Below are 25,355 nucleotides of genomic sequence, written 5' to 3'. Positions count from 1 at the left end.
CTTTTATCAGCGGTCTCTCCCCTCACTCAGCCAGTTGCTTCTCCAGCTTGGCCTTGGTCGCCACCAGCTCCTGCGGCAGGCGGTAGGCCAGCTTGTCGAACAGTTCGGTGTGCAGCGTCAGCTCTTCACGCCAGGCGTCCTTGTCGATCGAGGTGATCTGGACGAACTGCGTCTCGGTGAACTCCACGCCCTCCCAGTTCAGGTCGCCATAGTTCGGCGTGGTGCCGAACAGGTGCTCGGCGCCGCCGCTGCTGCCTTCGGCACGGTCCAGGATCCACTTCAGGACGCGCATGTTGTCGCCATAGCCGGGCCACACGAAGTTGCCCTGCTCGTCGGTGCGGAACCAGTTGACGCAGAAGATCTTCGGCAGCGCGGCCGGATTGTTCGCAGCTACCTTTTTGCCCATGTCGAGCCAGTGCTGGAAGTAGTCGCTCATGTTGTAGCCGATGAAGGGCAGCATCGCGAACGGATCGCGGCGCACCACGCCCATCTGGCCGGCGGCGGCGGCGGTGGTTTCCGAGCCCATGGTCGCGGCCATGTACACGCCTTCCACCCAGTTGTTCGCCTCGGTCACCAGCGGCACCGTGGTCGAACGGCGGCCGCCGAAGATGAAGGCCGAGATCGGCACGCCGGCCGGATCGTCCCAGGCCGGGTCGATCACCGGGTTCTGGGTCGCGGCCACGGTGAAGCGCGCGTTCGGGTGCGCAGCCTTGGTGCCGGACGCCGGGGTCCAGTCCTTGCCCTGCCAGTCGATCAGGTGATCAGGCGCCTGCTTGGTCATGCCTTCCCACCACACGTCGCCGTCTTCGGTCAGCGCCACGTTGGTGAAGATGACGTTCTCGCGCAGCGAGGCCATGCAGTTCGGGTTGGTCTTCTCGTTGGTGCCCGGGGCCACGCCGAAGTAGCCGGCTTCCGGGTTGATCGCCACCAGCTGGCCATCCTGGCCCGGCTTGATCCAGGCGATGTCGTCGCCGATGGTGGTCACCTTCCAGCCGTCGAAGGCCTTCGGCGGGATCAGCATCGCGAAGTTGGTCTTGCCGCAGGCCGAAGGGAAGGCCGCCGCCACGTATTTCTTGTCGCCCTTGGGCGATTCGACGCCCAGGATCAGCATGTGCTCGGCCAGCCAGCCGGTGCCGCCGGCTTGCGCTTCCTGGTAGCCCATGTTCGAGGCGATGCGCAGGGCGAAGCACTTCTTGCCCAGCAGCGCGTTGCCGCCGTAGCCCGAGCCGTAGGACCAGATCTCGCGGGTTTCCGGGTAGTGGACGATGTACTTGGTCGCGTTGCACGGCCACGCGACGTCCTGCTGGCCGGCGGCCAGCGGCATGCCGACGGTGTGCACGCAGGGCACGAAGTCGCCATCGGCGCCCAGCACGTCGTACACGGCCTTGCCCATGCGCGTCATGATGCGCATGTTGACGGCGACGTAAGGCGAATCGGACAGTTCGACGCCGATGTGGGCGATCGGCGAGCCCAGCGGGCCCATCGAGAACGGCACCACGTACAGCGTGCGGCCGGCCATGCAGCCGTCGAACAGGCCGTTCAGGGTGCGGCGCATCTCGGCCGGATCGGTCCAGTTGTTGGTCGGGCCGGCCTGTTCCCTGGTGGCCGAGCAGATGAAGGTGCGGTCTTCGACGCGCGCCACGTCCGACGGGTCGGACCATGCCAGGTAGGAGTTCGGGCGCTTGGCCGGGTTCAGCTTCTTCATGGTGCCGGCAGCCACCATCTGGGCGCACAGGCGGTCATACTCTTCTTCGGAACCGTCGCACCAGTAGATGCTGTCAGGCTTCGTCAGGGCGGCGATGTCCGCCACCCAATTGATGAGCTTTTGGTGTTTGATGTAAGCTGGAACGTTCAGTGCGGCGACGCCGCCCATCACGGGCTGGTTCATAGGGAGTACCTCCAATGCCAATTGAGAATTCTTTCTTGTCCCGGCACGGCAGGATCGTCGTCTGGCCGGGCCTGTCGGCAGGCATCCAGTCCCTCATGGGGATCGGCGGTACGGCGGTCGTGTCGACAACCTCATGGCGAGGCTGGGAACGGTGCAGCTGGGTCGAGACGCGCGGGTGCGTGTCAAACCCTCAAGTTCTGGGCCGATTGTACACCTGCCGGAGCCGGACAGGACTTCTTACACTACAAAAAAGTAGGAAAAATACTTGACGAATGTAGTAGGCTATTCAAGCTTCGACCTGATCCTGTTATTTCCTTACGATCGAATGATTACACTCTGACAACACACATGAAAATTGCGATTCTCGACGATTACCAGGACGCGGTGCGCGGCCTCGAGTGCTTCAGCCTGCTGGATGGCCACGAGGTAAAGGTCTTCAATAACTCGGTGCGCGGACTGGGCCAGCTGGCGATCCGGCTGGCGTCCTACGACGCGCTGGTGCTGATCCGCGAACGTACCGTGGTCTCGCGCGCCCTGCTGGCCAGGCTGCCGAACCTGAAGCTGATTTCGCAGACCGGCAAGGTCAGCGGCCACATCGACGTGGAGGCCGCCACCGAGCGCGGCGTCGCCATCGCCGAGGGGGTCGGCTCGCCGGTCGCGCCGGCCGAGCTGACCTGGGCGCTGATCATGGCGGCCAGCCGCAGGATCGTGCCGTATGCCGCCAACCTGAAGGATGGCTTGTGGCAGACGGCGTCGATCAATCCGGTGCTGAACGGCCTCGGCCGGGTGCTGCGTGGACGGACCCTGGCGCTCTGGAGCTACGGCAAGATCGGGAGCATGGTGGCGGGCTATGCCAGGGCCTTCGGGATGCGCGTGCTGGTGTGGGGTAGCGAAGCCAGCAGGCAGGCGGCAGTGGCCGATGGCTTCGAGGCGGCGGCATCGCGCGAGGAATTCTTCGCGCAGGCGGACGTGCTGAGCCTGCACCTGCGGCTGGCGGAAGGGACGCGCGGCATCGTCACGGCAGGCGACCTGGCGCGCATGAAGCCGGATGCCTTGTTCGTCAACACCAGCCGGGCGGAACTGGTCGAGGAAGGAGCGCTCGAGGAGGCGCTGAAGCAGGGTTGGCCGGGATGGGCGGCGCTGGATGTGTTCAGCAGCGAACCCTTGCCTCCCGATGCGCCCCTGTTGCGGATTCCGACGGTGCTGGCGACGCCGCACCTGGGGTATGTGGAGAAGGACAGCTATGAGATTTACTTCAGGGCGGCGTTCGAGAACGTGGTCCGGTTTGCGGCTGGGGAGCCAACGAATATCCTGAATCCGGATGCCTTGGAGCAGTAGGCTTTTTGCGCCGACGTTTTCAGCGCAGCGACTGCTCGCGCGGCGGCTGCGGCTCCGGCTCGCCGCTCAGGCTGATCTTGCGCGCCGGCATGACATGGGTGCCGGTCCACAAGCCCGCCCACCCCGGCGGCCAGCCGATATCCGGCCCGGCATACGGCTTCAGCCCTGCCCGCACCGGCACCACCGGCACCGGCGGCGCTTCGACCAGTCCCCCACCCGCCGGCCGCTCCATGTTCAGGCTGTACATGTACCCCGGCAACAGCACCTCGCAGGCCTGGGCGAACCACGCCGTATGATCCTCATCGCGCCCCAGGGCCTGGGCCAGGCCCTGCGGATCGAACCTGGCCAGCGCATGGATCAGCTCATCGGTCGTCGCGCCCGGCGTATCGCCCCAGCCCATCACCGGGTTGTTGTTGTACTCCGCGCCCGAGCCATACCAGCCTTCGCGCCAGGTGCGCTGCATCCAGGTGCGCGGGCCGGTGAAGATGTGCCAGCGCCAGTGCAGTCCCGATGGCTTCGGCCACGAATACAGGTACAGCTTCTGGTAGCCCGCCTGGTGCAGTTCGCGCACCACCGCCATCAGCCGCGCATGCGGCATGCGGTCCGGCGGGGCGCGGCGGAACAGGATCGGCTCGCCATCCGCATGCTGCACCTCGTCGCTCGACAGGTTCAGGTCGAGGGTGCGCGATTCGCTGCCGAAACGCGCCGAAATCCAGCCGGTGAGCAAGTTGACGTGGGTGATCACGCCATAGCCTCGATGGCGGTGGAAAATGACGGTTCCAGGGGCGACTGCTTTCATGGGGAAACGTAGAAGAAGAGGTGGAAGTCGATCAGTGTACTCATCCGATCCGGCCGATTCTAGCGCAGACACATGTCGATACATACCCCTTTGGGGCTATCATTAGCCACCTTTTTTCATCGCGTGTATAAACCAACATGACTTTGCGACTCATCGCCACCGGCGGCACTTTCGACAAACATTACAACGAACTGAACGGCGTCCTCGGCTTCGCCGACAGCCACCTGCCGGAGGTCGTCAAACGCAGCCGCATGACGGTGCCCGTCACGCTCGACGTGCTGCCGCTGCTCGACTCGCTCGACATGCAGGACGCCGACCGCCAGCGCGTGCTGGCCTCCTGCCAGGATGCTTCGGAGAAGGCGGTCGTGATCATCCACGGCACCGACACCATGCGCGAAACCGCCGCCGTGCTGGGCGCGGCCCGGCTGGAGCAGACCATCGTGCTGACCGGCGCCATGATTCCTTACGAAATCGCGAACTCGGACGCGCTGTTCAACCTCGGCTTCGCCTGCGGCGTCGCGCAGGTCCTGCCGGCCGGCGTGTATGTCGCGATGAATGGCCAGGTCTTCCCTTGGGATAATGTGCAGAAGAACCGCGCCGCCGGCGTGTTCCAGCAATTGTAAGCAGGGTTCCTGGACGCGTGACGCGCGCGGAAGCCGCGTCGGCGCAGTGATGCGGGAGCAGGCGGCGGTAAGGCCGCCGCAGCATCCCCTGGGGTGGCGGCTGGTCCGCCCCCGCGGTGATCGCGTGCGCAGCGCGCACGCGCCGGCATTACGCCTTGGCTTCGCCGCCCAGGGCTTCGACCACGTCGGTCAGCAGCTTGGCCATCTCGCCGGTCATCAGCACGATGTCGTTGTCGAAACGCTCGTCGTCGCTGTAGGTCGGCGATTCGCCTTCCTTGATCACGTCGAGCGGCTTGACGCCCTTGATCGCCAGCGATTCGGTCAGCACGAAGCTGATGCGGTCGTTCCAGGTCATCGCCAGGCGGGTGCACTGCTTGCCTGCGGCGATGTGGCGGCGGATGTCGTCCGGTTCCAGCGTGTGCTTGACGTAGCGCACCGCGGCGCGGCTCTCGCCGGTCGCGCGCAGTTCGGTGTCCTGGTCGATCGTGAAGCCGTACGGCGCTTCGTCCGCTTCCAGCCAGCCGGTCATCACGGCCACCGGCGAACGCTGCACGCGCAGCGATTCCAGCGGCATGCGGTCGACCGCCTTGAGCAGCAGCTTGATCACGTCGTCCGCCTTCGACGGGCTGGCGGCATCGACCACCAGCCAGCCGTTGACCGGGTCGATCCAGACCCAGACATTGCTGCGGATCGAGAATGCGCGCGGCAGCAGTTCGTCGGCCACGCGTTCCTTCAGTTCCTTCATCGCCTTCTTACCCGGCGGGAAGCCCTGCTGCTCTTCCAGCTCGGCCGCCTTGGCCTTGGCCACCTGGTTGATGACCGTCGAGGGCAGCAGCTTCTTTTCCGTGCCCAGCATCATCAGCATCTGCTTGTTGACCACGTGGACCAGCTTGCCATTGTTGCGCGGCGAGTCCCAGCCCTGCTGCAGCAGCTCATTGCTGCTGGCGGGCACGAAGGCCTGCGATTGCAGCGCCTCTTCCATCTGTTCAGGAGTGAAGGCCCAAGGGGCGGGAAGGCGATAGATCTGAAGGTTCTTGAACCACATAGGTTTTCCGTTTTGTTTCAGTATTTCAAGGGAACGACATTCTACGCTGCTCAGCGGCAATCCGCGCCAGCGAGAAAGTCGAAAAATTATTCTATTGTCGAGTTGTCCAGCGCATCGTCGAACAAGCGCAGCTGCTCGACCGTCTCGGCCTCGCCCAGCCGCACCCCGACGCCCAGCAGGCGCACCGGACGGCTGGCGCGCTGCCAGCCGGTTTCCATCAGGCGGGCATAGGTCGGAATATGTGGCGCATAGCCAACACACTCGACCGTGGTCTGCTGGAAGTCGCTGAACTTGATCTTCACAAATAACTTGTTGATGAATTTTTCCGCACCCGCGCGCTTGATGCGTCCCAGCAGGTGTTCATAAAGATCGGGAAGCAGCGCCAGGCAGGCGGCCAGGTCGGGCACGTCGGGAGTATAGGTTTCCTCGGTGCTGATCGACTTGCGCTCGCGCGAGGTGTTCACTTCACGGTTGTCGATGCCGCGGCTCAGGTCGTACAGGCGGGCGCCGAAGCTGCCGAAATGCTCCTGCAGCTTCTGCATGCTCCAGCCGCGCAGGTCGGCGCAGGTCTGGGCGCCCAGGCGGTTCAGCTTTTCCGCCGTGACCTTGCCCACGCCATAAAGCTTCTTGACGGGCAGCGCGGCCACGAAGGCGTCGACCTCGTTCGGGCGCACCAGGAACAAGCCGTCCGGCTTGTTCCAGTCGCTGGCGATCTTCGCTACGAACTTGTTCGGCGCCACGCCGGCCGAGGCGGTGATGCCCACGGTCTCGAAGATGCGGCGCCGGATTTCCTGGGCGATCAGGGTCGCGCTGCCCTTGCAGTGCGGCGAACTGGTGACGTCGAGGTAGGCCTCGTCGAGCGAGAGCGGTTCCACCAGCTCGGTGTAGTCGCGGTAGATGTCCATGATCTGGCGCGAGGCGATGCGGTATTTCTCCATCGCCGGCGGCAGCACCAGCAGGTCCGGGCACAGCTTGATGGCCTGGGCGGTGGCCATGGCCGAATGGATGCCGTAGCGGCGCGCCTCGTAGTTGCAGGTGGCGACCACGCCGCGCTGGTCGGGACGGCCGCCCACGGCCAGCGGACGGCCGCGCAGGGACGGATCGTCGCGCATCTCGACGGATGCGTAGAAACAATCGCAATCGCAGTGGATGATTTTCCGGACCGGGGCGTTCACGCTGGCGAGGCCGCCCCTCGCGGGCGCCGACTACTGTAATTGCATACAGTATCATCCGAAAACCGGATTGATGCAAGCCAACTCCGCTCAATTCAACGCAAGAAGCCCTCGCGGTGCGTGTTCGTCATTGCCCGTATCCACGCCGGATAGGACGGCGGCGCGGCGCTGGCGGCATCCAGCACCGCCAGGTCCTGCGTATCCAGCACCAGCTCGAGGGACGCCAGGTTGTCGAGCAGCTGCTCCGGCCGGCGGGCGCCAATGACCGCGCTCGTGACCGCCGGCTGTGCCAGCACCCAGGCCAGCGCCACCTGGGCCGGCGTCGCCCCATGCCGCGCCGCGACCGCCTTCACCGCATCGATGACGGCCAGGCCATGCTCCTGCCCAACCGGCGGGAACGCGATGTGCAGGCGCCGTGCGTCCGGATCAGTACTGCCGTCGCGGCCGTACTTGCCCGACAACAGGCCGCCCGCCAGCGGGCTCCAGGCCATCAGGCCCAGCTGCGCGTCCTCGACCTGCGGCAGGATCTCGCGTTCGATGTCGCGCACCGCGAGCGAATAGCAGGCCTGCACCGAGACGAACGACGACCAGTCGTGCAGCGCCGACAGGCCGAGCGCCTTGGCGACCTGCCAGCCGGCCAGGTTGGAGCAGCCGATGTAGCGGATCTTGCCGGCGCGGACCGCGTCGTCGAGCGCGCGCAGGGTTTCTTCCATCGGCGTGAGATCGTCGAAGTTATGGATCTGGTACAGGTCGACGTGGTCGGTGCGCAGGCGGCGCAGGCTGGCGTCGAGGGCGCGCGTCATGTGCAGGCGCGACTGGCCGGCGTCGTTCGGCCCCTTGCCCATTGGCGCATGGAACTTGGTGGCCAACACCACCTGCTCGCGGCGCCCTTCGAGCACCTGGCCCAGCAGGGATTCCGATTCGCCGTCGGCGTAGACGTTGGCGGTGTCGATGAAGTTGATGCCGGCGTCGAGCGCCATGTCGACCAGGCGGCCGCTCGCGGCCAGGTCCAGTCCGCCCACCTTGTCGTAGGGTGGCGTGGCCTTGCCGCCGAAGGTCATGGCGCCCAGGCACAGGCGCGAAACGATGATGCCGGTATTGCCGAGTCGTCGGTATTGCATGAAGTGGTCTCCGGTGAATTCGAGGAAGAAAGTGTAGAATCCGCCGGTCCGGCCCACCATGCTGCCCAGTCCATCCTTCATGCGCGACCGTCCAGATCACGATGCCGATCCCCTTTCCGACGTGCTGGCCGTGCTCCGGGTGCGCAGCGGCGCGTCGCTGCGCATGGCCGCCGGCGGCCCGTGGGCACTGCGCTTTCCCGCCTATTCCTACCTGAAGTTCATCGCGCAACGCAGTGGCGTCCTGTACGTCCACGTCGACGGCGACGCCGCGCCCTACCGCCTGGCGCCGGGCGACTGTCTCCTGATGCGCAGCGGCCGTCCGTATGTCGCGAGCACCGACCCGGCGCTGCCGGCGACGGACGGGATCGCCCATGTCGCGGCCCTGCCCTGCTCCGGCGGCGCCATCAGCTGGGGCGGGCCAGGCGGATTGGAGATCATCGCGGGCCGCTTCGAATTCGATGCGTGCCAGCGCGACCTGCTCGAGCAGGTCGTGCCGCCGGAACTGCTGGTGCCCGCCGCGTCCAGGGCAGCCCCGGCGCTGCACACCCTGCTGGCGCTGTACCGCGACGAAGCGCACGCCTGCGCGCCCGGGCAGCACGCGCTGACCGGCGCCCTGGCGCGCATCGCGCTGGTGCAGGCGCTGCGCAGCCAGGACCCGGCGCCCCAGGGCTGGCTGGCGGCGCTGGCCGATCCGAAGATCGGCGCCGCGTTGCGCCTGCTGCATGGCGCGCCGGCACGGCGCTGGACCGTGGCGGACCTGGCCGGCCAGGTTGCGATGTCGCGTTCGGCGCTGGCCCTGCGCTTCCGCCAGCTGGTCGGCAGCACGCCCCTGCACTACCTGCAGCAGTGGCGCATGCGCCTGGCGCGCCAGGCGTTGCTGGAAGAAGGCCTGCCGGTAGCCACCCTGGCCTACCGGCTCGGCTATGCCTCGGAAAGCGCCTTCAGCGCCGCGTTCCGGCGCAGCACCGGCTGCGCGCCGGGCCAGTTCCGCAGCATGCGGCCGGAGGGCCGCTGAGGAGGTCGCCGGAACTTTATGCACCTTAGGTAAGTTCTTCAGGGAAGCTCTATAATGATTGGTGTACGTACATTCCTTTGGCCGTGCATCGATGGACGAAAAGACAAGATAAATGACGACGGCCCATGACACTCCGCCAGCGTACACGGTGCGGCGCATCGTGTTTGCCGTCTATCCGGGCACCTGCATGCTCGACCTGGCCGGCGCCCAGACCGTATTCTGGTGCGCCTCGCGCCACCTGGAGCAGCGCGGCCTTCCCGGCTATGCGCTGGTGACCGCCAGCGTCGACGGCGCTCCGGTCACCACGGCCGAAGGCACGGTACTGGCCGTGGCCAGCCTGTGCGATCCCGGCTTCCAGGCCGACACGGTGCTGGTGCCCGGGGCGACCGATATCGAAAGCGCCCTGCTCGGCGCGGACTCCCTGATCGAATGGCTGCGCGGCGTCGATGTCCGGCGCATCGCTTCGGTGTGCACCGGCTCGTTCATGCTGGCCGCGGCCGGCCGGCTCGACGGCCACCGGGCCACCACGCACTGGGCGGTGTGCGACCGGCTCGCCATCCGCTACCCGAATGTGAATGTGCAGCAGGAAGCGGTGTATGTGCGGGACGATCCGGTCTGGACCTCCGCCGGGGTCAGCACCGGCATCGACATGGCGCTGGCGATGGTCGAGGCCGACCACGGCCACGAGATCGCGATGCTGGTGGCGCAGGAACTCGTCATCTACGTGCGGCGCGCCGGCAGCGAGCCGCAGCACAGCGACCGGCTGGCGCTGCAGGCCGGGGACGGCGCCCAGTTCGACGGGCTGCACCGCTGGATCGCCGACCACCTGGCCAGCGCGGACCTGAGCGTGGAGCGGCTGGCCAGGCAGGCGTGCATGAGCCCGCGCAATTTCGCGCGCGTGTACCGCCAGAAGACCGGACGCACGCCGGCCAAGGCGATCGAGCAGTTCCGCCTGGACGCGGCGCGCCGGCTATTGCAGCAATCCGACCGCAACCTCGAGCAGATCGCGCAGGCCTGCGGCTTCGGCGATCCCGACCGCATGCGCACCAGCTTCCAGCGCAACCTCGGTCTCTCGCCCAGCGCCTACCGGCGCCAGCACGCCTGAGGCCGCGCCCTTACTTCACCGGAATGAAGAAGGGTTTCTTGACGTCCTTGACCATCATCACCACGAATTTCGCCGGCTTGGTCTTGCTGGCGTTGCGTCCGACCGTGTGCAGGTCCTGCGGGCCTTCGTAGAAGGTCTGGCCGGCGGTGAGCGTGTGCTCCTTGCCGCCCTTGACGCCCATCACGATCGAGCCTTCCAGCACATAGACGACCGCATGCGCGTCATGGCGGTGCACCGGGTCGGCCGCGCCCGGCGCATAGTCGACCGTGATCATCAGGATTTCCTTGCCCGGGATATCGGGCATCGCCTGGGTCGTCAGGGTCTTGACCACGACCGCGTCCGACGCCGCGACGGCATGCTGGGTGGCGAGCAGGCCGGCCGCCAGGGCGACCGCGCTGCTCATGCTGCGAATGAAGGACATGGTATCTCTCCTGTTGCGGCCCGCGCCGCGGGCCGGTTGATGAATCAAGCCAGGTTGGCCTTTTGCAGGCCGAACGCGGCGTCGTAGGAGCCCGGCACCGTCGTGAAGGCGACATTGATGCGGTTCCAGGCGTTGATGGCCATGACCGTGAAGCTCAGGTCGGACAATTCCTTTTCCGACAGCTGGCCGCGCACGCGGTCGTACAGGTCGGCCGGCACGCCCAGCGCGGGCAGGTGGGTCAGGGCTTCGGTCCAGGCCAGCGCAGCGCGTTCCCGCGGTTCGAACAGCGTCGATTCACGCCAGGCCGCCAGGTGGTGGATACGCAGTTCGCGCTCGCCGTCGATGCGGGCCTGCTTGACATGCATGTCGAGGCAGAAGCCGCAGGCGTTGAGCTGCGAGGCGCGGATCGCCACCAGGTGGCGGATCGATGCTTCGATCGCCCCCTGCTTGATCGCGTTGTTGAAATCGAGGAACTTCTTGAACAGTTCCGGCGACTGTTCCATGTAGTTGATGCGCTGGGTCATGCATGTACTCCTGTTGTCGGGCACGAAGCCCTTCCTCAGTTCGGCTGAGGCGCCATTTGCGTTTATCGCAAGATGAAGCCAGTGTAGGAAGCGGCGCCTGTTCCCGGTAGACGTCCGCAAGGCTGCACACTGGTGCATGGCAGGCACCAATCGGGGCTTGGCGGGCTCTGGCATGAATGCCGGGATTTCTGTCATTTACGCAAACGGGCTTCGTTACTACTATGGACTTATCGCGCCACCAGTACTTGGCATAAGCCACCGATGAGCGGCGCATCAGGAAAGGATGTCCATGGAGGCTACAGCAACCCACGCCCCCAGGAGCACCCCGGCGCCGCTTGCGGGGGTAGCGCCACGCGAGCGCGGCGATGCGCTCGCTTCGAGTTTCGCGACCACCTATGCCGGCGTGCTGGCCTTCATTGCGGTGGTGCACGAAGGAAGTTTCGCGAAGGCGGCCGAGCGGCTCGGCATCGGACGCTCGGCGGTCAGCCGCAGCGTGCAGAAGCTGGAGGCGCAGCTGGACACGCGCCTGTTCCTGCGCACCACGCGCAGCACCTCGCTGACCGGCGAAGGCGAACTGTTCTACGAGAACTGCAAGCCCGGGGTCGAGCGCATCGTGCAGGCGGTCGAGGAGATGCAGGAACTGCGCTCCGGCCCGCCGCGCGGCCAGCTGCGCGTCTGTGCGACGGTCGGGTTCGGACGCAAGGTGGTGGCGCCGCTGCTGCGCGGCTTCCGCGAACGCTACCCCGAGATCGGCGTCGACCTGGTGCTGGACGACGGGCCGACCGACTTCATCGCCGACCGCATCGACGTCTCGTTCCGCAATGGCCGGCTCGACGACAGCCAGGTCATCGCCAAGCAGCTGATCCCGATGCAGATGCTGCTGTGCGCCGCGCCGGACTATGTCGCCGCGCACGGCATGCCCGAGAGCATCGAGGAACTCGGCCTGCACCGCTGCATCAACTTCCGGCTCGCCTCGGGGCGCATGTACGAATGGGAGTTCAAGATCGGCGGCCAGGTCCAGCGCATGCTGCCCAGGGCCTCGCTCAGCTTCAACGATGCCGACCTGGTGCTGCGCGCGGTGCTGGACGGCGAAGGCCTGGCCCAGATGGCCGGCTACCAGGTGGGCGACCACCTGCGCGAAGGACGGCTGCAGGCCTGCCTGCTGCCCTATGCGCCGGACGACCGCGGCCACTACATCTGCTACCAGAGCCGGCGCCACCTGCCGTCGCGGATCCGGGTCTTCGTCGACTACATGACGGTCCAGGTGCGCGCGCTCGACCTGCAGTACCTGGACGGGTTCGGCCTGGACTGAGCGCCGCGCCGGCGCACGCAGCCCCGGCGATTGGTGCGCGGCGCACAACAATGTGCAGCCCTCCGCGTATCTAGTGCGCGCCGGACGCGCTGCCTACACTGATTCCATTGCGATTTCCGCAAGCGGCACTCCAGACGTACTGGAGCACGGGCCCGGTCCGGCGCATTCCGCCAGACGAGGCGCGGACAGGCAGCCCGGACCACTCAACAGGGAACACATCATGAAAATCGTCGTCATCGGCGGCACTGGCCTGATCGGCAGCAAAACCTGCGCCATCCTGCGCGAGCGCGGCCACGAAGTCCTGGCCGCCTCGCCCGCGACCGGTGTGAACACGGTCACCGGCGAAGGCCTGGCGGAGGCGCTGGCCGGCGCCAGCATCGTGGTCGACCTCGCCAATTCGCCCTCCTTCGAAGACCAGGCGGTGCTCGATTTCTTCGGCGCCTCGGGCCGCAACCTGCTGGCCGCCGAAGCCGCCGCCGGCGTCAAGCACCACGTGGCGCTGTCGGTGGTCGGCACCGACCGCCTGGCCGAGAGCGGTTACTTCCGCGGCAAGATCCTGCAAGAGAAACTGATCCGCGAGTCGGGCATGCCCTACACCATCGTGCACTCGACCCAGTTCTTCGAATTCATCGGCGGGATCGCCCAGTCTGGCGCCCAGGGCAATACCGTGCACCTGTCGAAGGCCAACATCCAGCCGATCGTCTCCGATGACGTGGCGCAGGCGATGGCCGACTACACCCTCGGCGCGCCGGTCAACGGCGTGGTCGAGATCGCCGGTCCGGACCGCATGCCCATGACCGAGCTGGTGCGCCAATACCTGCGCACGACCGGCGACCAGCGTGAAGTGGTGGAAGACGCCGGCTCGCGCTACTTCGGCGCCCTGCTGGAGGATGACACGCTGGTGCCCGGCCCCAACGCGCGCCTGGGCGCGACGCGCCTCGACAGCTGGCTGCAACAGCAACAGGCCGCCAAGGCGTAAATCAATGAGCCCGCTCAAGCCGCCTCCCGACATCCTGCTGAGCCGCTACCGCGGCGAGCAGTTCCAGGAACTGTACCGCACCACGGTCACGGTCACCGGAGGCGAAAGCGGCCATGCGCGGGCATCGGGAGTGGCGCGCTCGGACGACGGGCAACTCGAGGTCGAGCTGCGCCTGCCGGGAGAGCTGGGCGGACCCGGGAGCGGCACCAATCCGGAGCAGCTGTTCGCCGCCGCCTATGGCGCCTGCTTCCATGGCGCGCTCCACATGCTTGCGACGCGCGTCGGCCTGGAGATCCCGGCCGCGCGCGTCGATGTCCAGGTGGCGTTCGGACGCGATCCGATGGATGGCCTGTACATGCTGACCACGGACGTGCGCATCGCGCTGCCCGGCGTGGAGCGCCGCGTGGCCGAAGGCCTGGTGCGCAACGCCGAACGCCTGTGCCCCTACACCAAGATGACGCGCCACGGCGCGGTGGGCACCATCTCCCTGCTCTGAGCGGCCCTGGCCGCCAACACAAGTTTGGCCGGGACCAGGCCGATGGACGCAATTTTGAGGAGATATGATGCAATTCCAGAACTTTCCTATCCACATCGCCCATGCCGATCCGGCCATGTGCGCAGGGCTGCATGCCTTTCTCGCCGAGCATGGCGAATGGCGCGTGACGCTCGATTCGCGCGACCCCGGGCTGCGCTCCCACGCCAGGGTGCTGATCGCCGACCATGCCGGCGGTGTCGAGCTGGCCCGCCGCCATGGCAACAGGATTCCGGTGCTGATCGTCACGCCCCTGGAGAAGGAGTGGGATGTCCATACCGCGATCTCGAGCGGCGTGCGCGGCTACCTCCTGCAGTCGTGCAGCGCCCAGGAGCTGGTGAAGGCGGTGCGCCTCCTGCTGGACGGGGAGTGCTACCTGAGCGATCCGATTGCGGCGCGCGTGGCCGACAGTCTGCGCCGCTCGACCCTGACCGGGCGCCAGTCCGATGTCCTGCAACTGCTGGCGGAAGGCTGCTGCAACAAGCAGATCGCGCGCCGGCTCGGCATCGGCGTGGGCACGGTCAAGACCCATGTGAAAGGCGTGATGGTGAAGCTGGACGCGAAGGCGCGGACCCATGCCGTGGTGGTCGCCGCGCAGCGCGGCCTGATCACGCCGGGTCGCCACGGCGCGCCGGGCACCGGCCTCGGATCCGGGATGCGCTAGCCGTCAAAAAAACACGCGGCCGGAGCCGCGTGTTTCATGTCGCACTGCCGTTGCCGGCAACCCTTACCAGGTCAGCTTGAGGGTGTACTTGCCGTTGGTGGCGCCAGTGCCGCCGCTGTAGTACACCACGCGCACATAGCGGGTCGCCGTGGTGCTGCCGGTGTTGGCCGAGTTGACGGTATCGGCCACGCCGGCGCCGTTCTCGCTCTTGCCCAGCTGGGTGCCCGCGCTGTTGTACACGTACAGGTCGTAGTCGGCGGTACCCGAACCCGGGGTCAGGACCGAGCTCAGCGTCTTGCCGGCCGGCAAGTCGACACGGAAGTAATCGGTGTCGCTGGTGCTGCCCATGGCGCCGTTCACGGTCGTGCCCGTGGTGCCGACCAGGTTGGCGGTGCCGGTCGTGTTGTTCGACTCGGTCTCGTTCACGGTCGGTCCCGGCGGCGTGACGGTGCTGGCCGAATCGACCGCCGCGGTCGCGTCCACGATGCCGGTGCCGCAACCCGAGCAGCTGGCCGGGAAGGCGCGCGCGGTCGACTTCAGCTTCGCTTCGATGTCGTCCGGAGTCAGGTTGGTGTTCACCGCCAGCATCAGCGCGGCCACGCCGGCCACGTGCGGGGTCGCCATCGAGGTGCCCTGGTAGTAGGCGTAGTTGTCCGACGCCGGCGCGCCGGTGCCCGAGTTCAGGGTCGACAGCACGCCGTTGGCGCCATCGCCGCCCGGCGCCGCCACGTCGATCAGGGTGCCGTAGTTCGAGTACGAGGCGCGGCCGCCGGTCTTGCCGGTGGCCGCGACCGCGACCACGCCCGAGCAGTTCGCCGGGCTCGAGTTGCTGACGTTGGTGGCCGAGTTACCGGCCGCCACCACCACCACCGCGCCGCGCGAGCGGGCGCCGTTGATCGCGTTCTGGGTGGTCGCATCGCAGGTGCCGCCGCCGCCCAGCGACAGGTTCAGCACGCGCGCCTTGTTGGCGTTCGCCGGCACGCCCGACACGGTGCCGCCCGACGACCAGGTGATCGCGTCGGCGATGTCGGAGGTGTAGCCGCCGCACTTGCCGAGCACGCGCACCGGCACGATCCTGGCGTTGTAGGCGACGCCGGCGACGCCGACGCTGTTGTTGGTGCGCGCGGCGATGGTGCCGGCCACGTGGGTGCCGTGCCAGCTGGACGACTGGTTCTGCACCGGCTGGCCGCCGCCGCATTCGCCGGCGACGATCGCGTCGCCCGGATCGCTCGCATCGCTGTCGCGGCCGTTGCCGTCGTTGGCGATGGTGGCGCTGCTGATGAAGTCATAGCCCTGCAGGAATTGGCCGCTCAGGTCGGTGTGCGGGCGGTAGCCGGTATCGATCACGGCCACGACCACGCCGCTGCCGGTCGACTTGTCCCAGGCCGTCGGCAGGCGCAGGCCGCCGGTGGCGTCGAAGTAGTGCCACTGGTTGGTGTACTGCGGATCGTTCGCGGTCGCCATGTGGGTCATGATGCGGTCCGGTTCCGCGTATTCGATCGACGGGTCGCGCGCCTTCATTTCGGCGGCCAGCGCTTCGACGTCCTGCAGGCGCTGCTTGCGGCCCAGCTTGAACACCTGGGCGCCGGTCGAGATGGTGTGGCTCTCGCTCACGACCAGGCCGAACTGCTGGCCTGCGCGGTCGAGGCGGCCCTTGCGGTCGGCCGTCATGGCGGCGGCGCGCGCCAGCATGCCCTTGGCGGCCGGCTGCGAATCCTTGTACTTCACGATGATGCGGTCAGTCTCCAGGACGAACTGCTGGCCCCGGGGCTGCTCGCTGTTGCCCACGCCCGCGACGGCCGAGACCGACGCCACTGCGAGGGATACTGCTGCACAGATTTTCAACATTACCGGACGATACGAATGCGATTGCTTCATGGTTCTTCCTTATGTTTAGTTTCCGTCAGGCGGATGATCTCGCCTGTGTCGTTGTGTACCGGCATTGCCGGTGCCGTCTGAAAGCGGCTGGAGCAGCGTAGCGCGAAAGGAAGAGTGAACGTTGGAAAATTCCAATCGAATTCGTTGTATTCACCACACCCAAAACCCCCGTTTTTGCAAAAACATGGTTTCTTCGGAAAAGCGTTAAAAGTACAGAATCTTTGCTGCCACATTTACATCGGCAGCGCGTACCTGCTGTTCAAAATCTGTAATTTTCGGACAATCGTTCTTGTCATACTTCTGGTTTTTGCGCCCTGGACGATGAGTTCGCAGCGTACGCGCTTGCGCCGGACGAAAAAAAGGCCGCGCAATGCGCGGCCTTTCCAGCTTGCCGTAAACGGCAACAACTCCGGCTTACCAGCCCAGCTTGAGGGTGTACTTGCCGTTGGTCGCGCCGGTGCCGCCGCTGCGGTACACGATGCGCACGAAGCGGCTCGAGGCCACGCTCGCGGTGTTGGCCGAGCTGACGCTGTCGGTCATGCCGGCGTCGTTCTCGCCCCGGCCCAGCGTCGTGCCTGCGCTGTTGTACACGTACAGGTCGTAGTCGGCGGAGCTGCTGCCCGCGCTCAAGGTCGCGCTCAGCGTCTTGCCGGCTGGCAGATCGACACGGAAGTAGTCGGTGTCGCTGGTGCCGCCGATGTTGCCGGTCACGCTGGTGCCACTGGTGCTCACCCGGTCAGCCGAGTACATCGAGTTGTTCGACTCGCTCTCGGCCAGGGTCGGTCCCGCGGGCGGAGGCGGGGTGGTGGCGGTGCCGAGGGCCGCATTGACCGCCGCCGCCGCGTCCACGATGCCGGCGCCGCAGCCCGAGCAGGTGGCCGGGAAGGCGCGCGCCGACGACTTCAGCTTGCTTTCCACCTCGTCCGGGGTCAGGGCCGATTTCACCGACAGCATCAGCGCGGCCACGCCGGCCACGTGCGGGGTCGCCATCGACGTGCCCTGGTAGTAGGCGTAGCTGTCCGATGCCGGGGCTTTCTGGCCCGAGTTCAGGGTCGACAGCACGCCGTAGCCGCTGCTGCCGCCCGGCGCCGCCACGTCGATCAGGGTGCCGTAGTTCGAGTACGAGGCGCGGCCGCCGGTCTTGCCGGTGGCCGCGACCGCGATCACGCCCGAGCAGTTGGCCGGATTCGAGTTGCTGACATTGGTGTTCGAGTTACCGGCCGCCACCACTACCACCGCGCCGCGCGAGCGGGCGCCGTTGATCGCGTTCTGGGTGGTCGCGCTGCAGGTGCCGGCGCCGCCCAGCGACAGGTTCAGCACGCGCGCCTTGTTGGCGTTCGCCGGCACGCCCGACACGGTGCCGCCCGACGACCAGGTGATCGCGTCGGCGATGTCGGAGGTGTAGCCGCCGCACTTGCCGAGCACGCGCACCGGCACGATCCTGGCGTTGTAGGCCACGCCGGCGACGCCGACGCTGTTGTTGGTGCGCGCGGCGATGGTGCCGGCCACGTGGGTGCCGTGCCAGCTCGACGACTGGTCATTGGTCGGCTGGCCGTTGCCGCATTCGCCGGCCACGACCGCGTCGCCCGGATCGCTCGCATCGCTGTCGCGGCCGTTGCCGTCGTTGGCGATGCTGGTGGTGCTGATGAAGTCGTAACCCGGCAGGAACTGGCCGCTCAGGTCGGCGTGCGGACGGTAGCCGGTATCGATCACCGCCACGACCACGCCGCTGCCGGTCGACTTGTCCCAGGCCGCCGGCAGGCGCAGGCCGCCGGTGGCGTCGAAGTAGTGCCACTGGTTGGTGTATTGCGGATCGTTCGCGGTCGCCATGTGGGTCATGATGAGATCCGGTTCCGCGTATTCGATCGACGGGTCGCGCGCCTTCATTTCGGCGGCCAGCGCCCGCAGGTCCTGCAGGCGCTGCCTGCGCTCGAGCTTGAACACCTGGGCGCCGGTCGTAATGGTGTGGCTCTCGCGCATGATCATGCCGAACTGCTGGCCTGCGCGGTCGAGGCGGGCCTTGCGGTCGGCCGTCATGGCGGCGGCGCGCGCCAGCATGCCCTTGGCGGCTGGCTGCGAATCCTTGTACTTCACGATGATGCGGTCAGTGTCGAGGATGAATTGCTGGCCCTGCGACTGCGCGTCGTCGCCGACGCCGGCGACGGCCGAGACCGAGGCTGCTGCGAGGGACATGGCGGCGCAGATGTTCAACATGGCCGGGCGAATGGAATGCGTTCGCTTCATGGTTCTTCCTTACGTTGGTTTTCCGTCAGGCAAATGGGGTCGCCTGTGCGTTTATGACCGGCATGGCCGGTGCCGTCTGAAAAGCGGCGGGTGCAGAGTAACGTGAAAGGAAGAGTGGACGCAGGAAAAAACCTATTGGATTCGGTGTATTCGCCACACCGAGAAGCGGCTTTTTTTCAAAAACATCGTTTCTTTGGGAAAACGTTAAAGACACAAAATAATGCATGTCACACTTCGGTTACCATGCCGGCGGATGGCAAAAAACCTATCATTATCAATTAGTTACCGATGCAGAGCCGGCGCTGGACGAAAAAAAGGCCGCGCGGTGCGCGGCCTTTCTGCTGAGCTTCAGGCGATCAGAAGTTGCCCTTGAACTGCATGCCCCACTGGCGCGGCTCGTTGGTGAAGCCGGTCAGGTTGTTGAAGTCGATGGCGCCGGTGATGCGGCGCTGGTCGGTGATGTTGCGGCCGAAGGCAGCCACTTCGTACTTGCCGTTGCCGAAGATGTAGCCGACGCGCAGGCCGCCTTCGGTCAGCGGAGCACCGGTGAACTCGGTGGCTTCGTACAGGAAGAAGTTGATCTTGCTGCGGTACGACCAGTCGGTGAACACGTACAGTTCGCCGTCACGGAACGGCACGCCGTAGCGGGCGGTCGCGTTCACGGTCCAGCGCGGCGCCTGCGGCAGCGGGTTGCCGTCGATGACGACGCGGCCGGCGGCGTTCAGCGGATCGGTCACGGTGCACTGTGCGCACTTGAAGACCGACAGGTTGCCGTCGCGGATCTGGGTGTAGTTGTAGCTCGCGCCGGCGCTCACGCGCAGGGCGGTGCTGATGGCCGCTTCGAAGTCGAACTCGGCGCCCTTGCCCTTGGTCTTCTCGGCATTGATCAGGCGGTTGACATTCGTGTTGCCGCCCACCACGGTCAGCTGCTGGTCCTTGACGGTGTAGTCGTAGATCGAGAACGAGGAGCGTGCGCGGCGGTCGAACAGGTCGGCCTTCACGCCCAGTTCAAACGACTTGATCGTTTCCGCATTGGCCACGGAGAGCGGCGAGAATTCCGACGCGGCGGCGATACTCGGCGCGCGGAAACCGGTCGCGGCACGGCCGTAGATGTTGATGTCCTTGGTCAGCTTGTAGGTCGCCGACAGGTCCCAGTTGATCTTGTCCTTGCTTTCCGATACCGGCACCACCGGGCCCACCAGCACGATGTTGGTCGCTTCCACGGTCCGCAAGTCCTTCTCGTCCTTGGTGTAGCGCACGCCGCCGCGGATCGTCCAGTCCGGGGTCAGGTTGTAGGTCGCCGACGCGAACGCGGCCCAGGCTTCGTTCTTCTGGGTCGAGCGCACGCGCGTGGTGCGCGCGCCGGTGTCGCTGTTGAAGTTTTCGTTGCCGCCGGTGACGTCTTCATCGAAGAAGTACAGGCCGGCCTGCCAGTTGAACGGGCCCGCGTACTGCGACTCGGCGCGGAATTCCTGGGTGTACTGGTCGAGGTCGCTGATGAAGTCGCTGGTTTCGACTTGGAACGGGATGAAGCCCGGGCCGGCCGGGGTGCCGCCATCGATGTCGCCGCGGCTGAAGTAGTCGCTGACGTGCTCGTAGCCGGTGATCGAGAACAGCTTGACCGCGCCGATGTCCCAGGTCAGGCGCAGGTTGGCGCCGTTCGACTTCAGGGTCTGGAAGTTCTGGCCATTCGTGACGATCGAGTCGAGGTCGGTGCCGTCGGCGAAGGTGTTGCTGCCCTTCTTGATCAGGTTGGCGCGGAACAGGCGGGCGCTGCCCTTGGTCTGGCGCTGGTGCACGTTGAGCAGCGCGCTGAAGGTCTTGTCCGGCTGGTACAGGAACTGGACGCGTTCGGCGTGTTCGTTGTAGCCGTCTTCTTCGGAGGTCTTGCGGGTCTTCGCCAGGTCGCTGTAGTTGTCGACGTATTCGTCGCGGTGCTGGCCGGTGGCCGACACGCGCATCGCCCACTTGTCCGACAGCGGCACGTTGACGGCGCCGTCGACATTCACGGTGTAGTGCGAGGCTGCCGAGGCGTTGTAGTAGCCTTCGACCTTGCCCAGCTTCGGCTTCTCGGATTCGAACTTGACCACGCCGGCCGGGGTGTTACGGCCGAACAGCGTGCCCTGCGGGCCGCGCAGCACTTCGACGCTGGCCAGGTCGAAGATCGGGTAGCCTTTCAGGATCGGGTTTTCCTGCACCACGTCGTCGTAGACCAGCGAGACCGGCTGCGATGCGAAGGTGTTGAAGTCGGTGTTGCCGTAGCCGCGGATGTAGAAACGCGGGAAGGTACGGCCGTTCGACGATTCCACGTTCAGGCTCGGCACCTTGCCGGCCAGCAGGCGAATGTCTTCGCCACCGGAAATCAGGACATCCAGCTTCTCGCCCTTGAGCGCGGTGACCGACACCGGCACGTCGCGGATGTTCTCGGTGCGGCGCTGCGCCGTCACGGTCACGGTTTGCAGTTCGGGGGCGTTCTGGGCCGACTGGGCGATCGCCGGAGCGATCGGCATCGCAGCGGTCAGGGCCAGCATTGCGCCATGCGCGCTCATGACACGCTTGTGCATCTTCGACATCTTCATCATGGAATTTTCCTAACGATGTAAAAAAGAACCGGTGTCTCCGCTCTCTTCTTATGACGCCGCCGTCGGCAGCGCGGACGGTATGGCCCGTCCTGGGGGCACCGGCATCTTGGCGATGTCTCAAGGTTGCCCGCTTGGCAAAGCCGGTATTTTCCGTGATGTGTATGCCAGTGAGCAAGCAAATGTATGCGGTGCACGTATTTACAACACTCTCCACACCACATGCCGGGTGTGATTTTTTCTTTTTTTCGAAAACCCCTTGCGTACTCCGAAAACTAACCTCTATAATTCGGGCCTCTTCGGACGTGATGACAAACGTCAGTAGAAACCTCTGAAAGAGAGAGCGGGCGCTTAGCTCAGTTGGTAGAGCGGATCCCTTACAAGGATTAGGTCGGGAGTTCGACCCTCTCAGCGCCCACCAAGCATTCGGAAGGTTGATGAAGCAAGATCAGAATAAAACGGAGCGGTAGTTCAGTTGGTTAGAATACCGGCCTGTCACGCCGGGGGTCGCGGGTTCGAGCCCCGTCCGCTCCGCCAGCATCAGAGAAAAGGGTCTGATTCGTCAGACCCTTTTTTTTCAAGTAGGTTGAAGCAGTAATAAGAAGAATAACGGAGCGGTAGTTCAGTTGGTTAGAATACCGGCCTGTCACGCCGGGGGTCGCGGGTTCGAGCCCCGTCCGCTCCGCCAACATTGAGATGCAGGAGTTTTCCCCTGAGGGGAAGACGGATTTGGGCGAGAAGGGTTTCCCTTGCAAGGGAAACCGCGGCCGGCGGAACGTCGGCGAGCCCCGTCCGCTCCGCCAGCATCAAGGGAAAAGGGTCCGATTCGTCGGACCCTTTTTCTTTTTCCGTTAAGCTTTCCTCTTCCAATATTCAGGCGCGGCGCAGCTGCGGCTCCCCCACTTCGACACGGTCGCGTCCATCGCGCTTGGCCGCATACAGCGCATGGTCGGCGCGCGCCAGCGCCGTACTGAGGTCTTCGTTCGGATCGAGCACGACCACGCCGATGCTGACCGTCATCGTGTACGCCGGCCCGCTGGTGATGACGGTCGCGCTGCGCACCGCGAGCCGCAGGCGCTGCGCGGCCTGGACCGCGGCATCGATCGCGGCGCCCGGCAGGATCATCGCGAACTCTTCGCCGCCCAGGCGGCCGATGGTCTCGTGCCCGCGCATCACCTCGCGCGCGGTGCGCGCGAACACGCCCAGCGCCTCGTCGCCGCTGGCATGGCCCCAGCGGTCGTTGAGCTGCTTGAAGTGGTCGATGTCGATCATCATCAGCGCCAGCGGCTGGCGCAGGCGCTGCGCCGCCAGGCGCGCGTGCTCGGCCCGCTCGAGGAAGGCGTGGCGGTTGGGCAGGCCGGTCAGGGAATCGGTGGTGGCCAGGCGCACCATCTCCGCATCGTCCTTCTGCTTGCACAGCAGCAGGAAGCCGAAGCCGTTCACGATCATCAGGAGATAGCCGGTCAGGTAGGCGAAGGCCTGCATGGCATGGGCCGAGCGTCCGCCCGCCAGGGAGGTCGCAGCCCACAGCGCGACCGCCAGCGCGAACAGCCCGTCGTTGACGCCGATGATCCGCTGCAGCAGCGACGGCGCGCGCCAGCCGGCGCCGCTATCGTGGCGGGGCCGCAGCAGGATCCACGCCATCGCGCCGGCGAAGATGGCGACCACGCCGGCGACCAGGGCGCTCAGCTGCGCGCGCGTCGCCCCCATGCTGCCGGCGGCCACCATGATCGCCAGCGACAGTCCGGCGATCGGCAGCAGCACCCGGCCCCAGCGCGTGAATCCGAAGAACACGCAGTAGGCCGCCACCTCGAGCGTCACGGCCAGGATCCAGCCCACGCCCTCCAGGCCGTCGAGCAGCGGCAGGCCCAGGTGGGGCCGGCTCCAGCACAGCAGCTGGGTGAGGCCCATGCCGAGCCGGGCCCAGATCCACAGGCGCAGGCCGGCGCTGGGCGCCGCGCCATGGATGTAGCCGGCCATGAGGATGGCGAATCCGATATTGCCGATCCCGAGCGCCAGCAGAAAAGTATGCGTATCGATCACTGCCCCATCCTTGTGGGTAAGCATGGTCCGGCCGCGCACTGTTCATGCGGCAGATAATATAAAGATAATAACTGTTTCCTATAAGAATTATGTTACACGCTTTTGATCCGCAAGGGGCGCACAGTTGAGGCGATTGGACAATGCGCCACACAGCCGGGCGCCTGCCCAGCATTATTGATGCGTTGCGGAATGGGATCGGGGATAATCAAACGAACAACATTGTTGACCGCACTGGAGCGATCGTGATTTTCGGTTTTCTCAAGCCCCCTCGGATGTCGCCGCGTCTGCATCGCCTGAAGAATTCGACGCTGTTCAACACCCTGACGCCGCTGGAGCTGAAGATCGTCGATGGCCTGATGCACGAGCGGCGCTACCTGACCGACGAGATCGTCTTCGACGAAGGCGAGGAAGGCCAGGCCCTGTACCTCCTGATGAGCGGCCGGGTGCTGATCAGCCGCGCGCACGAAGGCAGCACCCAGGTGGTGGCGGAACTGGAGCCGGGCAGCTTCTTCGGCGACCTGGCGCTGCTCGACAACTCGCCGCGCAATGCCCAGGCGCGTGCGCTGGAGCCGTGCGAGATGGCGGTCTTCTTCCGCGCCGACTTCCTGGCCCTGCTGGAAACCGATGCCGTGATCGGCTACAAGATCTCGCTGGCGCTGGCGCGCCACATCGGCTACCGCCTGCGCGAGTGGATGGGCACCGGGCGTCCCCAGCTGGAAGCCCTATGATCCACGAGGAAAGCGCCGGTCCGGTGGTCTGGAGCGGCATCATCGCCGCCACCTGCCTGCTGCTGCTGGTGGTGCAGCAGATGCTGTGGCTGGCCCTGCCCTTCATCTTCGGCACCGTGCTGCACTACATCCTGCTGGGTCCCATGCAGCGCATGGTGCGCGCCGGCTTCGGCCGCCATGCCGCCGCGCTGTCGGTGTGCGCCCTGTTCGCCGCCTTCGCGGCGCTGGCCCTGACCGCGGCCATGGCCTGGGGCGGCGGACCGGAAGAAGACTCCTGGGAAAAGACCATCGGCCTCTACCTCGACGGCGGCGTGGCCTTCGTGCACAACACGATGACCCTGCTGGAAGCGCGGTTCCCGCTCCTGGCCGAGATGCACCTGACCTCGAGCGTGAACCGCGCCTTCCGCACCTATACCGACGACTTCGCGCAGGAACACCTGGGCGAGATCCTGGTGGGCGTGGCGACCTGGGTCCCGTCCCTGCTGCTGGCGCCCTTCCTGACCTTCTTCTTCCTGCGCGACGGGCTGCGCTTCAAGCGCTTCCTGGCGCGCGCCGTGCCCAATGCCTACTTCGAGCGCGCGCTCTACCTGCTGCACGAAGTGGACCAGACCGCGCGCCGCTACTTCGAAGGCCTGCTCAAGCTGACCGTGCTCGACACGGCCGTGCTGGCGCTCGGCCTGTGGACCATCGGCGTGTCCTCGCCCCTGCTGCTGGGCCTGATCTCGGCGGTGCTGGCCTGGGTACCCTTCGTCGGCTCGGTGGCCGGCTGCGTGCTGGTGGTGATCGTGGCCTCGACCGATGCGCCCGCCAATCCGCTGGTGGCCTACGGCGCGATCGGGGTGTTCGTGCTGGTGCGCCTGCTCGACGACTTCGTGTTCATGCCGCTGACCCTGGGGCGCAGCCTGCACATCCATCCGCTGGTGACGGTCCTGATGATCTTCGCCGGCGGCATGCTGGCGGGGGTGGTGGGACTGATGCTGGTGCTGCCGCTGCTGGGCGTGGTGATGGTGGTCGGCGAGACCCTGGGACGGCTGGTGACCAACCCGCGGCTGCGGGCAAGGCACCGGTATGCGCTGGCATTGCGGGCCAGGCAGGCGGCGGCGGATCTGACGTAGATACCGTCTTCACCGTCAAGCCCTACATCGCAAATTCTGGGTCGTAGGGCTTGCCGGAGTGGACAACGCCGAAGCACAGGTGCGCCAGTTTGCGCATTGCTGCACCGATAGCCGCCATCTTGGACTTGCCTTTGGCAAGCAGCCGGTCGTTCAGGGCTTTGATGTGTGGGTTGCAGCGCCTGGCCACAACAGCAGGCATGTACAGAAGCTTGCGCAGATGCGCCGGGCCC

At 66.0% G+C, this 25,355-nt stretch carries 22 protein-coding genes, 3 tRNA genes and 1 pseudogene; 13 read left to right on the top strand and 13 right to left on the bottom strand.

Features of this window, described 5'->3' with window-relative positions; all coding sequences use genetic code 11:
- Positions 1–22: 22 nt before the first annotated feature.
- The gene (locus tag H162_RS0123225; protein WP_020655884.1) at positions 23–1,888 is read right to left on the bottom strand and encodes a phosphoenolpyruvate carboxykinase (GTP); all 1,866 of its coding nucleotides are present in this window, start codon (positions 1,886–1,888) and stop codon (positions 23–25) included.
- 348 nt (positions 1,889–2,236) lie between these two features.
- Between H162_RS0123225 and H162_RS0123220 the strand changes: the two genes are divergently transcribed.
- Entirely contained in the window at positions 2,237–3,226 is a 990-nt protein-coding gene (locus H162_RS0123220; protein WP_020655883.1) for a D-2-hydroxyacid dehydrogenase family protein, read from the top strand.
- 19 nt (positions 3,227–3,245) lie between these two features.
- Here H162_RS0123220 and H162_RS0123215 read toward each other — a convergent pair whose 3' ends face one another.
- Positions 3,246–4,025 (bottom strand): hypothetical protein, encoded by a 780-nt coding sequence (locus tag H162_RS0123215; protein WP_026354982.1) that lies wholly within the window; start codon positions 4,023–4,025, stop codon positions 3,246–3,248.
- A gap of 137 nt (positions 4,026–4,162) precedes the next feature.
- Here H162_RS0123215 and H162_RS0123210 point away from each other — a divergent pair, with 137 nt between their 5' ends.
- Positions 4,163–4,648, top strand: coding sequence for an asparaginase domain-containing protein (locus tag H162_RS0123210; RefSeq protein WP_020655881.1), 486 nt, complete (start codon positions 4,163–4,165; stop codon positions 4,646–4,648).
- A gap of 148 nt (positions 4,649–4,796) precedes the next feature.
- Here the strand turns inward: H162_RS0123210 and H162_RS0123205 are convergent, their stop codons facing one another.
- From H162_RS0123205 to H162_RS0123195, 3 genes are all read right to left on the bottom strand, one after another.
- Complete coding sequence (locus tag H162_RS0123205) at positions 4,797–5,693, bottom strand: recombination-associated protein RdgC (protein WP_020655880.1); 897 nt, start codon at positions 5,691–5,693, stop codon at positions 4,797–4,799.
- Positions 5,694–5,779: 86 nt separating this feature from the next.
- Positions 5,780–6,868 carry a DNA polymerase IV gene (gene dinB, locus H162_RS31685; RefSeq protein ID WP_267872160.1) on the bottom strand — a complete coding sequence of 363 codons (1,089 nt, stop codon included), beginning with the start codon at positions 6,866–6,868 and terminating at the stop codon, positions 5,780–5,782.
- A gap of 92 nt (positions 6,869–6,960) precedes the next feature.
- A complete protein-coding gene (locus H162_RS0123195; RefSeq protein WP_020655878.1) occupies positions 6,961–8,067 on the bottom strand; it encodes an aldo/keto reductase in 1,107 nt (368 codons plus the stop codon).
- On the opposite strand from H162_RS0123195, the gene H162_RS0123190 reads away from it, so the two are divergent.
- Both H162_RS0123190 and H162_RS0123185 read left to right on the top strand, forming a co-directional pair.
- Positions 8,066–9,001: an AraC family transcriptional regulator gene (locus H162_RS0123190; RefSeq protein ID WP_026354980.1), complete on the top strand. Its 936-nt coding sequence runs from the start codon at positions 8,066–8,068 to the stop codon at positions 8,999–9,001. The two genes, H162_RS0123195 and H162_RS0123190, sit on opposite strands and share 2 nt — an antisense overlap.
- Positions 9,002–9,113: 112 nt before the next feature.
- Positions 9,114–10,106 carry a GlxA family transcriptional regulator gene (locus H162_RS0123185; RefSeq protein ID WP_020655876.1) on the top strand — a complete coding sequence of 331 codons (993 nt, stop codon included), beginning with the start codon at positions 9,114–9,116 and terminating at the stop codon, positions 10,104–10,106.
- A gap of 10 nt (positions 10,107–10,116) precedes the next feature.
- Here H162_RS0123185 and H162_RS0123180 read toward each other — a convergent pair whose 3' ends face one another.
- Positions 10,117–10,527, bottom strand: a complete 411-nt coding sequence (locus tag H162_RS0123180) for a cupin domain-containing protein (RefSeq protein WP_020655875.1) — start codon at positions 10,525–10,527, stop codon at positions 10,117–10,119.
- A gap of 44 nt (positions 10,528–10,571) precedes the next feature.
- Positions 10,572–11,051 carry a carboxymuconolactone decarboxylase family protein gene (locus H162_RS0123175; protein WP_020655874.1) on the bottom strand — a complete coding sequence of 160 codons (480 nt, stop codon included), beginning with the start codon at positions 11,049–11,051 and terminating at the stop codon, positions 10,572–10,574.
- Positions 11,052–11,340: 289 nt separating this feature from the next.
- Here H162_RS0123175 and H162_RS0123170 point away from each other — a divergent pair, with 289 nt between their 5' ends.
- From H162_RS0123170 to H162_RS0123155, 4 genes are all read left to right on the top strand, one after another.
- Entirely contained in the window at positions 11,341–12,363 is a 1,023-nt protein-coding gene (locus H162_RS0123170) for a LysR family transcriptional regulator (protein WP_020655873.1), read from the top strand.
- A 220-nt stretch (positions 12,364–12,583) separates the two neighbouring features.
- On the top strand, positions 12,584–13,342 hold the full coding sequence (locus tag H162_RS0123165) for an SDR family oxidoreductase (RefSeq protein ID WP_020655872.1): 759 nt from the start codon (positions 12,584–12,586) through the stop codon (positions 13,340–13,342).
- Positions 13,343–13,346: 4 nt separating this feature from the next.
- Positions 13,347–13,838: an Ohr family peroxiredoxin gene (locus tag H162_RS0123160; RefSeq protein WP_020655871.1), complete on the top strand. Its 492-nt coding sequence runs from the start codon at positions 13,347–13,349 to the stop codon at positions 13,836–13,838.
- A gap of 67 nt (positions 13,839–13,905) precedes the next feature.
- Complete coding sequence (locus H162_RS0123155) at positions 13,906–14,538, top strand: response regulator transcription factor (RefSeq protein WP_020655870.1); 633 nt, start codon at positions 13,906–13,908, stop codon at positions 14,536–14,538.
- A 63-nt stretch (positions 14,539–14,601) separates the two neighbouring features.
- On the opposite strand, the gene H162_RS0123150 is transcribed toward H162_RS0123155, so the two are convergent.
- From H162_RS0123150 to H162_RS0123140, 4 genes are all read right to left on the bottom strand, one after another.
- On the bottom strand, positions 14,602–16,416 hold the full coding sequence (locus tag H162_RS0123150) for a S8 family peptidase (protein WP_026354979.1): 1,815 nt from the start codon (positions 16,414–16,416) through the stop codon (positions 14,602–14,604).
- 414 nt (positions 16,417–16,830) lie between these two features.
- Positions 16,831–18,660, bottom strand: coding sequence for a S8 family peptidase (locus H162_RS0123145; protein WP_026354978.1), 1,830 nt, complete (start codon positions 18,658–18,660; stop codon positions 16,831–16,833).
- A 25-nt stretch (positions 18,661–18,685) separates the two neighbouring features.
- Positions 18,686–18,886: a hypothetical protein gene (locus tag H162_RS34420; RefSeq protein ID WP_156885767.1), complete on the bottom strand. Its 201-nt coding sequence runs from the start codon at positions 18,884–18,886 to the stop codon at positions 18,686–18,688.
- 130 nt (positions 18,887–19,016) lie between these two features.
- Positions 19,017–21,242 carry a TonB-dependent receptor gene (locus H162_RS0123140; protein WP_020655867.1) on the bottom strand — a complete coding sequence of 742 codons (2,226 nt, stop codon included), beginning with the start codon at positions 21,240–21,242 and terminating at the stop codon, positions 19,017–19,019.
- 342 nt (positions 21,243–21,584) lie between these two features.
- Between H162_RS0123140 and H162_RS0123135 the strand changes: the two genes are divergently transcribed.
- From H162_RS0123135 to H162_RS0123125, 3 genes are all read left to right on the top strand, one after another.
- Positions 21,585–21,660 (top strand) — tRNA-Val (locus H162_RS0123135).
- 39 nt (positions 21,661–21,699) lie between these two features.
- Positions 21,700–21,776 (top strand) — tRNA-Asp (locus H162_RS0123130).
- A 74-nt stretch (positions 21,777–21,850) separates the two neighbouring features.
- Positions 21,851–21,927: transfer RNA gene (locus H162_RS0123125), tRNA-Asp, on the top strand.
- Positions 21,928–22,112: 185 nt separating this feature from the next.
- Here H162_RS0123125 and H162_RS0123120 read toward each other — a convergent pair.
- A complete protein-coding gene (locus H162_RS0123120) occupies positions 22,113–23,282 on the bottom strand; it encodes a GGDEF domain-containing protein (protein ID WP_020655866.1) in 1,170 nt (389 codons plus the stop codon).
- Positions 23,283–23,554: 272 nt separating this feature from the next.
- On the opposite strand from H162_RS0123120, the gene H162_RS0123115 reads away from it, so the two are divergent.
- Together H162_RS0123115 and H162_RS0123110 are read left to right on the top strand one after the other, a co-directional pair.
- The gene (locus H162_RS0123115) at positions 23,555–24,010 is read left to right on the top strand and encodes a cyclic nucleotide-binding domain-containing protein (protein WP_020655865.1); all 456 of its coding nucleotides are present in this window, start codon (positions 23,555–23,557) and stop codon (positions 24,008–24,010) included.
- Positions 24,007–25,125, top strand: a complete 1,119-nt coding sequence (locus H162_RS0123110) for an AI-2E family transporter (protein ID WP_020655864.1) — start codon at positions 24,007–24,009, stop codon at positions 25,123–25,125. The genes H162_RS0123115 and H162_RS0123110 overlap by 4 nt, the downstream gene beginning before the upstream one ends.
- Before the next feature lie 22 nt (positions 25,126–25,147).
- Here the strand turns inward: H162_RS0123110 and H162_RS34810 are convergent.
- Positions 25,148–25,355: pseudogene (locus tag H162_RS34810) on the bottom strand (IS110 family transposase); the annotation flags it as partial.

This window comes from Massilia niastensis DSM 21313, assembly GCF_000382345.1.
Classification (GTDB): domain Bacteria; phylum Pseudomonadota; class Gammaproteobacteria; order Burkholderiales; family Burkholderiaceae_D; genus Telluria; species Telluria niastensis.
The sequence above is the reverse complement of the archived record's forward strand: the minus strand, read 5'-3'. Positions and strand labels throughout refer to the sequence as shown.